11 protein-coding genes and 1 riboswitch are annotated in these 13,507 nt (G+C 36.3%); of the genes, 9 read left to right on the forward strand and 2 right to left on the reverse strand.

What is annotated here, in order from left to right; all coding sequences use genetic code 11:
- Positions 1-33 precede the first annotated feature (33 nt).
- The 9 genes from C1638_RS12770 to C1638_RS12810 all read left to right on the forward strand — a co-directional run bounded on the left by C1638_RS12770 (position 34) and on the right by C1638_RS12810 (position 11,340).
- A complete protein-coding gene (locus C1638_RS12770; RefSeq protein WP_109621525.1) occupies positions 34-708 on the forward strand; it encodes a superoxide dismutase in 675 nt (224 codons plus the stop codon).
- Positions 709-712: 4 nt separating this feature from the next.
- A complete protein-coding gene (locus C1638_RS12775; RefSeq protein ID WP_165826533.1) occupies positions 713-1,084 on the forward strand; it encodes a hypothetical protein in 372 nt (123 codons plus the stop codon).
- Positions 1,085-1,290: 206 nt separating this feature from the next.
- A complete protein-coding gene (locus tag C1638_RS12780; RefSeq protein ID WP_109621784.1) occupies positions 1,291-2,118 on the forward strand; it encodes an MbnP family protein in 828 nt (275 codons plus the stop codon).
- Positions 2,111-3,160, forward strand: a complete 1,050-nt coding sequence (locus C1638_RS12785; protein WP_109621531.1) for a cytochrome-c peroxidase — start codon at positions 2,111-2,113, stop codon at positions 3,158-3,160. The genes C1638_RS12780 and C1638_RS12785 overlap by 8 nt, the downstream gene beginning before the upstream one ends.
- Before the next feature lie 13 nt (positions 3,161-3,173).
- Positions 3,174-4,121: a transporter gene (locus C1638_RS12790; protein ID WP_109621533.1), complete on the forward strand. Its 948-nt coding sequence runs from the start codon at positions 3,174-3,176 to the stop codon at positions 4,119-4,121.
- Between the two features lie 217 nt (positions 4,122-4,338).
- Positions 4,339-4,523: riboswitch (cobalamin riboswitch) on the forward strand.
- 184 nt (positions 4,524-4,707) lie between these two features.
- Complete coding sequence (locus C1638_RS12795) at positions 4,708-6,687, forward strand: TonB-dependent receptor plug domain-containing protein (RefSeq protein ID WP_317047561.1); 1,980 nt, start codon at positions 4,708-4,710, stop codon at positions 6,685-6,687.
- Complete coding sequence (locus tag C1638_RS12800; RefSeq protein ID WP_109621537.1) at positions 6,684-7,820, forward strand: YncE family protein; 1,137 nt, start codon at positions 6,684-6,686, stop codon at positions 7,818-7,820. Before C1638_RS12795 ends, C1638_RS12800 begins: the two co-directional genes overlap by 4 nt.
- Before the next feature lie 14 nt (positions 7,821-7,834).
- Complete coding sequence (locus tag C1638_RS12805; RefSeq protein ID WP_109621538.1) at positions 7,835-9,031, forward strand: cell surface protein; 1,197 nt, start codon at positions 7,835-7,837, stop codon at positions 9,029-9,031.
- 29 nt (positions 9,032-9,060) lie between these two features.
- The gene (locus C1638_RS12810; protein WP_109621540.1) at positions 9,061-11,340 is read left to right on the forward strand and encodes a DUF5074 domain-containing protein; all 2,280 of its coding nucleotides are present in this window, start codon (positions 9,061-9,063) and stop codon (positions 11,338-11,340) included.
- Between the two features lie 268 nt (positions 11,341-11,608).
- Here C1638_RS12810 and C1638_RS12815 read toward each other — a convergent pair whose 3' ends face one another.
- Both C1638_RS12815 and C1638_RS12820 read right to left on the reverse strand, forming a co-directional pair.
- A complete protein-coding gene (locus C1638_RS12815; protein WP_109621542.1) occupies positions 11,609-12,388 on the reverse strand; it encodes a T9SS type A sorting domain-containing protein in 780 nt (259 codons plus the stop codon).
- A 216-nt stretch (positions 12,389-12,604) separates the two neighbouring features.
- The gene (locus tag C1638_RS12820; protein ID WP_109621544.1) at positions 12,605-13,378 is read right to left on the reverse strand and encodes a T9SS type A sorting domain-containing protein; all 774 of its coding nucleotides are present in this window, start codon (positions 13,376-13,378) and stop codon (positions 12,605-12,607) included.
- Positions 13,379-13,507 lie beyond the last annotated feature (129 nt).

Consider the following 13,507-nt stretch of genomic DNA (forward strand, 5'->3'; position numbering starts at 1 on the left):
AGAATATATTGTTTAACCATACAACAAAATGTTATGAAGATTTTGAAAATTGCTGCTTTAGGAGCAGTATTTGCGGCCCAGTTTACAATGGCCCAATTTAAGCAGACACCTCTGCCATATGCTTACAATGCATTGGAGGGGTCTATAGATGCCCAAACAATGGAGATCCATTATTCTAAACATGGAGCAGCTTATGCCGCTAACCTGAATAAAGCCATTACAGGAACACCACAGGAAAAACAAACCTTGATTCAGATTCTTTCTGAAACATCCAAGTTAAGCCCTGCGGTAAGAAATAATGCAGGCGGACATTATAACCATGAGCTTTTCTGGACCATCCTTACACCAGAGAAAAATAGCCAGCCATCAGCAAAATTGACAAAGGCAATTAATGAAACCTTTGGAAGCATGGATGCCTTTAAGGAAAAAATGAGTAAAGCCGGAGCAGATCGTTTCGGGTCAGGATGGGCTTGGCTTTCTGTGGATAAAACAGGGAAGCTGTTTGTTTCTTCAACGCCAAATCAGGATAATCCTTTAATGGATATTGTAGAAGAGAAAGGAACTCCAATTTTAGGAATTGATGTTTGGGAACATGCTTACTACCTGAAGTATCAGAACAAAAGAGCAGACTATCTTTCCGCAATCTGGAATGTATTGAACTGGAAAGAAGTGAGCAAAAGATATGAAGAAGCTTTAAGCAAAAAATAACTTCATGAAAATATTTTACGGCATACTTTTTACCCTTTACATGGTGTTCAGACCTCTGATGCCACTGGTAGAGTATGCTGTAAATTATAATTATATTGTTGATACCTTGTGTATTAACAAAAGCAAGCCGGAAGTTCACTGTAACGGAAAATGTTACTTGAGTAAGGAGCTGGCAAAAGCCAATGATAATGCAGAGTCTACACCATTCAGTAAGGTGAAGAATTCAGGACAGAAAATTCTTGATATTTATATTCTTCCTGATATTACAGAGGTCACTATCACAGAAAAAATCCCATTTTTCAATTTCAATTTTATCTATAAAACAGAGTATTCTTTTCTGTTTCTTAAACACATTTTCAGACCCCCGGTTTTTTAAGTTAAACTATCACTATTCAACCACAAAAGTCACAAAAGCTTATTTAAATTAAAAATCAAAGATTTTTAAAAAAGCTTAAGTGTTCTTATGATGCATAAAGCGTATCACTTAAAATAACTTAAGTGTTAGTATTCTTTTGTGCCTTTTGTGGTAAAAAAAGAATGTTTTTACATTCAAAAATTATAATTCAACTTAAAAAATCAACAATGAAAATTTATAAATTTTTATCACTATTCTTTATTGCTATTACTTTATTTTCTTTTTCATCATGCAGCAGCAGGGATGATGATAATCCGCAGGATACAACCCCCGGAACTCTTCAGATCAAATTTGAAAACGGATTTAATAATCTTGGGGATATTGTGCTAAACCAAACCGTACAAACCTCTTCTCAGGGACAAAAACATAATTTTTCAACCTTAAAATACGTCATCAGTAATATTATTCTGATCGATGAAAATGGAAATGAATTCAAATACAACGAAAATAATCCTGATAAAGGAGCATTTATCATTGATCAGGCAGATGCCGTAGCAGGAATTATTTATTTAAATCTTAATGACATCCCGAAAAATAATTATAAGAAAATAAAATTTGGATTGGGAATCAGTCAAAATGCATATCTATTAGGAATGGACGGTCAGGCTGAATTCTGGAACAGAGCCAAGCAAAAAGGGATGTCATGGTCATGGGCTGCAGGTTATGTCTTTGTAAAATTAGAAGGGAAATACGGAGTAGGTTCGGCAACCACCGAATTTATGAATCATACAGGAAATATGGGGAAAGTCGCGGAGAACAACACTCCTGATCTGTACAGAGAAATTACATTGAATCTTCCTACAACAGCAAGAGTAAATGGTAAAATAAGACCATCCATTCATATTTTGGCAGATTTAAACCAGTTTCTAAGTGGAGATAAGCCTCTTAGCCTTACAGAAGCTAATGCAATGTTGATGGGCTCAAGCCAGCATTTGGTGGATGTTACCAACAATCTTACAAAAATGTTTAAGGTAGATCACGTACACAATGACTAAATTTTTCATAAAAACAGTACTGGCTCTGGGGATTATTCTCCTGAGCTGTACTTCTTGTTCAGATGAGGTGATGCAGCCGCTTGATAAAAATGAAGCATATGATCTGAGATTTCCCTCTTATTTTCCGGAAATGACTTTTGATAAATCTGCCAATCCGGTTACCAAAAATGGAGTAGAACTGGGTAGAAAATTGTTCTATGAGGGAAGGCTTTCCAGAAATAATACAATTTCCTGTGGCTTTTGTCATATTCAGGAAAATGCCTTTACCCATCACGGACATACGGTAAGCCACGGTGTTGATGATAGGATAGGAATCAGAAATGCACCTCCTATTCAGAATATGGCATTTCTCAAAAGGTATATGTGGGATGGGGTGATTCATAATTTAAATGAACAACCCATTATCCCGATGACGGATGTGAATGAAATGGATAGCTCTATGCCGGAAGCTATTTCTAAAATAAAAGATGATCCAAAGTATAAAAAACTATTCAGTGCAGCCTATGGAGATGAAAATGTAACAGGTGAAAGGATTTTAAAGGCATTATCCCAGTTTATGGCATCAATGATTTCTGCCGATTCCAAGTATGACAGATTCAAGCAAGGAAAAGAAAGTCTGACTTCTGAAGAATCTCAGGGAATGGCTTTATTCAACCAGAAATGCTCGTCTTGCCATAGCGGAGGATTGTTTACTGACGAAAGTTTTAGAAATACAGGAATGTACTACAATAATCAATTTAAAGATGCAGGTCTTCATCGCGTAACACTGAATCAGAGTGACTGGATGAAATTCCGAGTGCCAAGCTTGAGAAATGTGGAATATACAGCACCCTACATGCATGACGGAAGATTTTATACGTTGGAAGCAGTCCTTAATTTTTACTCAGACAATGTAGAAGATAATCCTAATCTGGATCCTCAGCTGAAGCAGAACAATCACATCGGAATTGCGATGAACAGTCAGGAGAAGCAATTGATTATTACTTTTCTGAAAACCTTATCCGATAAAGGTTTTATCACCAATCCAAAATTTGCAGAATAATTTAAATACAGACATGAAGAAGATCATTTTAATCATAAGTATGGTTCTATTTACAGTGAGCCAGGCAAAAACAATCAGGGACAGCGCTGATATTTCACAGAATAATTTTAGGACAATAGATTTTGATGACGATTGTGACGCCTGCGGTTGTGCTGCAGGAAACGGTTCATCCGGTTTTGAATCCTTATTGAATCCACAATTTATAGGAATTAAATATTTTGCACAGCATTACAAAGCAAAGGAAAATTTATTTGTAAAAGATTTGACACAGGATCAGTATTTCAATACATTACAGCTTTGGGGAAAGATACCATTAACCCAAAAACTGAGTGTATATGCAAGCTTGCCATTCCATTTTCATGAGAAGAAAACAGCGCAGGGTGATATCAGAATTAATGGGATCGGAGATCTGAATCTGATGGGAATTTATAAGCTTTTTAATTCTAAGGATAGTTTTCATCAGCTAAGTGGAGGATTAGGAGTAAAGATTCCTTTGGGGAAATTTGATGAAAAAGGAATCTCAGGGGTTAACCCAAGTTTTCAGTTGGGAACCGGAAGCTGGGATTATCAGGCAGCGCTGAACTATAAATTTCAAAAGAATAAAATCGCAGTATTGATCAATACAGATTATACCATAAAAACGGAAAATAAAAAGAACTATCGTTTCGGAAACCAATGGAACTATGCTGCTACAGGGTTTTATCAGATTGCAGGAAATAAAAAGACTATTTTTTCTGCAAAAGCAGGAATTCAGGGAGAAGTATATGCTCAAAACAAACAGTTTGATGAAGCTTTACCCAATACAGCAGGAAGTGCTTTATATGGAAAACTGGGATTTGAAGCTTCTTATAAAAAATTCAGTCTGGGAAGTGAAATCATGCTACCGGCCTATACACATCTTGCCGGAGGAGATATTGAAGCGAAATCTCGTTTCAGTGTTTTTGTAAACATTGGAATATAATTTCTACTGAAAGCAAAGTTTAATTTTTAGAATCTATCATCCTTAAGGTTGAGGTCCTCTAAAAATTAAACTTTGTATTTTAAAAAATCAACATTAAAAATTTCACTAAGCTCCAGGACGGCTTTAATAATCTTATATCTAAAACCAAATTTTAAAGTCATCCTGTTTATGATATTGTAAATCATTTTGTTATTTAGGGCTATATATTAATAATTGTTTATCTTTGCCGAAATTTGGTGAGCCCTAAAAAGCTCTTAAAAGGGAATCCGGTGAAAATCCGGAACAGACCCGCTGCTGTAAGCTCCACACCAAAGTTTTTGAAGAATATATCCACTGTTTTTTAATGGGAAGGATTTCAAAAATGGAGTAAGTCAGAAGACCTGCCAGAAAATATAAACGTTTGACGCTTTCGTGGAATAAAGCTTAGGACTACAATGATTCTGTGCAGTAACAGCTGTGCCTTGTCGTTGCTTTCTTATATCCATTGGCGTTATCATTATTCCTGAATGAGCTAATGGTGCCAAAACCGACTACATCTCAATTTCATAAGGTTGTTTTCACAGTATTTGTGTTAACATCTCAATTCTTGTTTTCCCAAACGAAGAAAAAAGACAGCATTAAGGAAGAAACCATTAAGGTTGTCAATATTTATAAAAAGAACTATAAAGAAATACTTCCTGCTCAGATCTTACAGGGTGAAGAGCTTGAAAGGCTGAACAGCCACTCTGTGGCAGATGCTTTGCGGTATTTCTCCGGAGTTCAGATCAAAGACTATGGAGGAATGGGTGGTTTGAAGACCGTTAATATCCGAAGTATGGGAAGCCAGCACGTAGGGGTTTTCTATGATGGAATTCAATTGGGGAACGCTCAAAATGGAGTCGTAGATTTAGGAAGATATTCTTTGGATGATCTGGAGGAAATTTCATTATACAACGGACAAAAGAGTGAGATTTTCCAGCCCGCAAAGGATTTTGGATCATCGGGATCTATTTATTTACAGCCCAAAACACCCGTATTCACAGGAAACAGAAAAACTAATCTCACGATAAGGGCAAAAAGTGCTTCCATTGATTTATTTAACCCCTCTTTCCGTTTAGAACAAAAGATTTCAAAAAGAATTTCTGCAAGCGTTAGTGCCGAGTTTCTGCAAAGTGATGGACTTTACAAATTTCGTTATACCAGAAAATATCCTAATGGGGAAACTGCTACCGATACAATTGCTAAAAGATATGATTCTGATATTAAGGCAAAACGTTTTGAAACATCAGTTAATGGTACTTTAAATAATGGAAGCTGGAATGTACGTGGCTACGGTTATATTTCAGATCGTGGTATTCCGGCGCCTATTGTAAAATACCGTTTTAAGGCAAGAGGAGCGAGAATGCTTGATGAAAATTATTTTGTACAGGCAAATTTTAGGAAAAAACTATTTCCAAAGTTTGAAACCCAATTAAAGGCAAAATTCGCCTACGATTATACTCATTTCAACGATACGGTATTGGCTCAGACTGTTAAAAGTTCAATAAATACTTATATTCAAAAGGAAGTATATCTTTCTTCTTCCAATTTATATTCTATTAATTCCAATTGGGATGTCAGTTTAAATGGTGACTTTCAGTACAATAATCTGAATGCAGATTTAACAAACTTTACCTATCCTACCCGTTATACGACGCTTGTAGCATTGGCTACCACCTATCAATGGAACAGATTCAAGTTTCTGGGAAGCCTATTGGGGACCTTTACCTTTGAGGAAGTAAGAAGAAATAAAAGACCTGATGACAGGAGAGAATGGACACCGGCTCTATTTATGAGCTATCAGCCTGCTGCCATTCCGGAGCTTACCCTTAGAGCTTTCTATAAAAAGATTTTCAGGCTGCCAACTTTTAATGACCTGTATTACACCAATATCGGAAGTACCTATCTGGAACCCGAATTTACCTTTCAGCATGATATCGGATTTACCTATCAAAAAAAATATGATAATTCTTTATTAAAGTCATTTTATGTGAAAGTAGACGGATATTATAACAGAGTGAAAGATAAGATTGTTGCAGTACCTACTGTGAATATGTTCCGCTGGATGATGGTCAACCTTGGAAGAGTTGAAATTATTGGAGCAGACGTAAATGTTCAGGCAGAAATGATGCTAGGAAAAGTAAAGCTCAGGCCATTACTATCCTATACTTATCAAAGTGCAAAAGATAAGACCGATAAAGGATGGGGAATTATTCCCGGAGATACTTTTTATGGGCAGCAAATTCCTTATACCCCTTGGCATAGCGGATCTTTTACCATGATGGCTGACTATAAGGATTGGGGATTCAATTATAGTATGATCTACGTAGGAAAGCGTTATGACGGTCAGATGGATAATATTCAGTACAATTTTGTTCAGCCGTGGTATACCCATGATCTTTCCGTTCAAAAAAAATTGAGTTTGGCCGGGCACCCATTTAAGATTAACCTTGAAATGAATAATGTTTTTAATCAATATTATGATGTTGTACAGAATTATCCTATGCCGGGAAGAAACTTTAGACTCACTTTAAACTTCACCTTATGAGAAAACTGAATATCTTTTTTTTACTTTTTGCATTGGTTTCTCTTGTGGCCTGCCGTACGGACGAAATCGTGATTCCTATGGAGGTGGTAGATGGTCTTGCTCCTGCTGAAAATACAGCCATAAAAGGGTTTTATGTATTGAATGAAGGGAATATGGGAAGTAACAAATGTACATTGGATTTTTTTGATTATACCAAAGGAACCTACTACAGGAATATCTATGCAGAAATTAATCCAAATGTTTTAAAAGAATTGGGAGATGTGGGAAATGACATTAAAATCTATGGTGGTAAGTTATACATTGTGGTGAATGTTTCCAACACCATTGAAGTTCTTGATGCCAAGACTGCCAAGCGCATAAAATCAATTCATTTGCAGAACTGCAGATACTTAGCATTCAATAATGGAAAAGCTTATGCCAGCAGCTATGTGGGTCCTGTAGACATCAATCCCAATGCGCCTAAGGGAAAAGTAGTGGAAATTGATACTGCATCTCTTGCCATCCAACGAGAAGTAACTGTAGGATATCAGCCTGAGGAAATGGAAATCGTAGGCAATAAGCTGTTTGTAGCTAATTCCGGAGGATATATGGTTCCGAATTATGACAGAACAGTTTCCGTTATAGATTTAAATAATTTTACAGAAACCCAAAAGATTGATGTTGCTATTAATCTTCATCGTCTTAAAAAAGATAACTATGGAGACTTGTATGTAAGCTCAAGAGGAGATTACTATGATGTTCCCTCAAATTTATATTTGATAGATGCTGCTACAGGAGCAATAAAAAAAGACTTTCACCTTGCAGTCAATGAAATGACAATCGTCAATGACAAGCTCTATTTCTACGGAAACGAATTCAATTACAATACCCATACCTACAAGAAAACATTCGGAATCATTGATGTAAAGACCGAGCAGATTATTGCCAACAGAATTGTTGATCCGGAATATGAAGCCATCATTAAGACTCCTTACGGAATTGCAGTAAATCCAATCACAGAAGATATTTATATAACTGATGCCAGGAATTATGTATCAATGGGATATGTGTATTGTTTTGATAAAAACGGACATTTTAAATGGAAAACAGAGGGTGGAAATATCCCTGCCCATTTCGCTTTTCTATATAAATAATAAAACTGAAAGACATGAATAAAAGAACTGCTAATTATGTAAAAACCGGAGCTTTATCACTTCTTTTTGTAGGAATGATAGCTTCCTGTAAACATGATGATAATGAATTTTCCTTTAACGGATTAGATGATTCTTACACCATTGAGCGCTTTAAAGTACTGAATATTCCAACCAATATTTCAGGAAACTTTACATGGAGTATTAATGACTCTATTATTTCCAATAACTCAGAATTGGAATTCATCAGTGCAAAAGCAGACGCTTTTCCTTTAACATTAAAAATTGGACATAATGGTGAGGAAAAAGTGTATCATTCTAAAATTGTTGTGACCAAAGAAACAGGAACCTTAAGTAAATACATCGCCAAGGTACTTGATTTTCGTCCAGCTGTAGGGCAGTTCATGAATGAAATTCCTGAATATGTTCAAGGAAACACGGCTGCAGATATGCTTCAGAAAGCCAACGGATCTCTAGTGGGTTCCAATTCTACAATGCTAAGTCTTGGAGGCTTCGGAGGATATGTAGTATTTGGATTTGATCATACCATACCCAATTTAAACGGAAGAGATTTTAAGATTCTGGGAAATGCGTTCTTTGGAAATGCCTCCAATGATCCCCGCTCAGGAAGCTGTGAGCCGGGAATTATTATGGTTGCCTACGACAGAAACAAAAACGGAAAACCCGATGACAATGAATGGTATGAAATTGCGGGTAGCGAATATTTTAAAAATACAACAACAAAGGACTACAGCATAACTTATTTCAAACCCAATGAAAATAAAGTTCCTGTTCCTGGAAATGATGGCTGGCAGACCGATATCGAATACATCAAATGGCAGGATAATCTTGGGAATAGCGGATTTAAAACTAAGAATACATTCCACGCACAAAGCTACTATCCTTTGTGGTTTTCAGACGCTTCCTACGGATTTACAGGAACCAGACTTAAAGACAATTTTTATGACCAAAGCGGGACTGGGACGTATTGGGTAGGGAAGTCATATGATTTTGGATATGCTGATAATGCTCCCAATACGGATGAAGCTTCCAATATTGATATTTCGTGGGCTGTTGACCGTAACGGAAGATATGTGAAACTCCCGGGAATTGATTTTGTAAGAGTGCACACAGGAATCAATCAGGAAGCCGGATGGCTTGGTGAAGTTTCCACGGAAGTTGCCGGAGCCTACGATCTACATTATAAAAAATAATTCAACGAAATAATTTAAATTAATAAAAAATGAAAAAGTTTTACATTTTTACCATGCTTTTTCTGTTTGCATTGTTCACAAATGCTCAGATGAAAGTACAGGGTGTACCCCGAAATGATCTTTCAGGGAATACTCAGTTAAATATCATTAATAATACAACGACTACGATCAGTTTTTCTGATGTGCAGTATTGGGTAGGAACAGGTTCCAATCAGGCTGCATTTGTTGTACAGTGGAATGACAGTAAAAACCCTGATGCATTGGTATGGGGATTTAAATGGGACGGAAATGCTACCGGAGAAGATATGCTTAAGGCTATTGCAAAGGCAGATCATAGATTTTATACATTATTATATCAGGGAACTCAGTTTGGAACCGCAATAGGAGGGATTGGCTTTGACCTGAACGGACAGAACAGCAGAGCGCTTATTAAAGGTGGAAATGCTACCTATCCGTTATATCCGTTAGATGGTATTGTAAACACTACAGCCTATGATTTTGATGAGTATGTAGCTCAGGATACTAATGATCATTGGAATGCGGGATGGTATAACGGGTTCTGGTCATATTGGGTGAAAGATCCTACAGATGCAGACTTTGGTTTTTCAGGAGTAGGAGCTACTTCTCGTGTGCTTCAAAATGGTTCATGGGATGTATGGAATTATAGTCCTATGTCAGGATCATTCCCAATTTCTTCTACAATGACACCTGTTTCTCCTTACGTAAGTTCTACAAACTTTACCAACGGATTCTTTATGGTGAATGAAGATTGGTACGGACATACAAACGGTTCTGTTAACTTCATTGATAATAACGGACAGATCACTAACCGTGTTTATAGCAATGCGAATAACAATCATGCTTTTGGAGCCACTACACAATTCGGAACAATCTATGGAGATAAATTCTATTTTGTATCTAAGCAGGCTGCTGATGCGGGAGATGCACAATATACACCCGGTGGTAGATTAGTCATTGCAAATGCACAAACCATGCAGAAAATTGCAGGATTCAATGATATTGGAGGTGGAGATGGAAGATCTTTCCTGGGAGTGAACGAACACAAAGGATATATTGGTGCTTCCAATGGTATTTTTTTATTTAATATTGATAATCTGCAGGTTGGAAGCCTCATAACCGGAACAGGCGGAGGAAGTCAGTATGCAGGACAGATTGGGAATATGATCCGTACATCAAAATATGTTTTTGCAGTGAAGCAGGGTGCAGGTATTTTAGTGATCGATCCTAATACAGATACTGTAGTAAATACAATTGCTGGACCTTTTATTTCTATTGCTCAGGCAAAAGATGGAAGCGTTTGGGCAATTCAGAAGCAGAAATTAGCCAATATAGACCCAGCAACTCTTGCACCACAATATTATAATATTCCTACTACAACATACTCAGATTCATGGGGAGCATGGAATGCAGGAAGCTTTACAGCAAGTAATACAGAAAATACTTTATATTGGATTAAAGGCGGAAGCGGATTTGTTGCAGGAAATCAAATTGTTAAGTTTGACGTTACCACAAAAGGATTTAACGAGACATTTATTACACTTCCCGGACAAACAGGGAGCTTTAAGCAGATTCCTTATGGAGCAGCATTGCGTGTAAATCCATCCACCGGAAATCTTATCCTGAATACCACAGAAAGTGGATTTGGTGCTCATTTTCAAAAGAACTGGATTCATACATTTAATGCTACCGGTAGCCTGATTAATACCAGAACACTGGATGATTATTATTGGTTCCCATCATTAGCAGTATTCCCGGATAATACAGCCCCAACTGTAAGCAATACTTTCCCGACACAGTTAACAGCCTCAAGTGCGACTTCCATTGATTTGAAAACAATGGTTTCTGACGATGATAGCTTTGGGTCATCTATTATTAAATCTGTGAAATCAAACAGTAATCCTACTGTGGTCTCTGCAGAAATTAATGCCAATGAAGAACTGGTAATTACACCAATAACTTCTGGAACCGCTAATATTGTAATTAGTTTCAATTCTAATGGTAAGGTTGTTGACAAAACACTTACAGTAAACAGTTCTGGAGCTACTTTAGCAACTGCTGAGGTGAAGAAACTTGAATTTGGTATTTATCCGAATCCGGTTACAGACATCCTTTATATCAAAACACAGGAAAAAGTAATCAATGTAGCAATATATGACGCTTCTGGTAAATTAGTTAACACACAGTTCAGCAATGGACAAGTAAATGTAAGCATGTTACCAAAAGGAATGTATATTCTGAAAGCAGTAACTGACAAAGCAGTATATCAACAAAAACTGATTAAAAATTAATTTAGCATAGCTAATTTTGTTTCATTTAGCCCCGGCCAATTATTGGCCGGGGCTTTTTTATAAAATAACAATTAATCAACAATATGATGGAGAGTAATCTTATTTAATCAATGGTAATTTATATAACAATGCTTAATTATTATATACCTTTTAATCAGTACAAGTAAAGAACTATTGAGAAGTAAATTACCATTAAGCCTGTCTGATGTAGGTATAAAATAAAAACGGCTGACTTAAAAAAGCCAGCCGTTTCTAGGGTTTAAAAATTTTATTTAATCAAGATCTTCTTAGAATAAGTTTCTCCTTTCTTAGTCTGAACGGTCATGATGTAGACACCTTCAGGCTGGTTGGTTTGAAAAGTATTTGAATTCAGCTTAGTACGGAATACTTCTTTTCCTGAAGTATTAACAAGGGTAACCTCTGAACCTTCCAACGGTAGATTTTTATCAAGAGTAACCTGTCCGTTTTGGCTGTGAGCAAGTAAACTTATAAACGGATCCTTATATTGGTATCCATAGTATACTCTAAGCTCACCACCTAAATTAAGTAAACCTGAATTCACATTTATTTTAATTCGGTCATAAGGATTGTTCATCGTAAGCTCAATCTCACCCTTGCTTGGATCTGTATCTCCTAGCTTAAGAATGGTATTGCTTAGATTTTGGTAGTCATTATTTGAAACATCTCCATTAAATGTTTCAATAGATACACCTCCCAATACTTGTGCTGATAAAGGAGTTCCGTTCGATCCGATTCCTATCACCAACTTATTGGTATAAGTACTATTCGGGAAAATTAATGTTTGTTCAGTACGCGCTAGCAAGCCTATTGAAACCTGTAGAACAGAATAATCATTCTCATTACTTCCTACAGCATTTTGAGGATTCACTACTCCGCAGCCTATGCAGATACCAAAAACTTGATTCGTCTGGCTGCTCGCATAATACTTCACAATCTGTGCAAAAGACATGGAGTTCATTAAGAACAAAAATAGGGCTGACATCGCAGCCTTTATGGCATGCTGTCTCACTAATAAATTGGTTTTCATATGTTGATATTTTAGGATTTTAGTTTTTGTAAATTTACATATAAATTGATTATGTTGATTATTTTATTTCTTTTTTTTGTTATTTATTAATATTTGGTTTTTATAACTATAATTTTTTGAATTAGAAATAATGTGATTTAATATTTCATTTTCCCTGAGTTTAAACATATAAAAAACGGCAACCTTACAAAGATTGCCGTTTCTGTTTCCTGAGAATTATTTAATAATAATTTTTTTAGAATATGTTTTTCCTTCCTTAGTCTGAACGGTCATAAAGTAAACCCCTTCAGGCTGATTTGATTCAAAAGTTTTGGATCTTAGTTTAGAACGATGTACTTCTTTTCCTGAAGTATTGGTTAAAGCTATTTCTGCTCCGTCTAATGAGAGATTAGCATCAAGAGTAACCTGTCCGTTTTGGCTATGAGCCATTATACTGATCAATGGATCCTGGTAAGCATAATAAATTCTAAATCCGCCACCAAGGCTTAGTACACCTCCTGTTAGACCTATTCTTATCCCATCATAGGGTTTTGCCGGCTTGAATTCTACTGTGCCTCTGTTTGGAGTTGCTCCCAGCTTTAGCAGGCTTATGTCTATGGTTCTACGGTCTTCATTAGAAGTGCCTCCATTCATTGTTTCAAGAGTAACACCACTTAGAAGCTGTACAGATAATGGAATATTGTCTGTTCCGATACCTACAACCAATCTCGTATCCGATCTAAGATCCGGAAAAATTAAAGTCTGCTGAATTCCTCCTAGTAAAGCCGTTCCCAGTACCATTGTAGCGTAATCATCTTCATTACCTCCAATTGCATTAAGCGGGTTGTCTACACGGCATCCCAGGCAAGCTACTCCAAATACACCCGAGCTTTGAGCATGAGCATAAATTCTGTCTTGTCCAAACAATAGAGCTTGCGTTGAAAACAAAAATAAAGTGACTAGTGCAGCTTTAAAAGAGACATGATTTCCCAAAAGTAAATTAAATTTCATGTTATTTATTTTTTAATGAATAGTTTTAGTCAAATTTAAGCATTTAATGGATTAGTAAAAAATAATATTTCCATTTGTGGTGATTTTTAAGGTGAAATTAATATTGCTGAATAATATGAGTTGAAATCT

The organism is Chryseobacterium oncorhynchi (assembly GCF_002899895.1).
In the GTDB taxonomy this organism is placed as follows: Bacteria; Bacteroidota; Bacteroidia; order Flavobacteriales; family Weeksellaceae; genus Chryseobacterium; species Chryseobacterium oncorhynchi.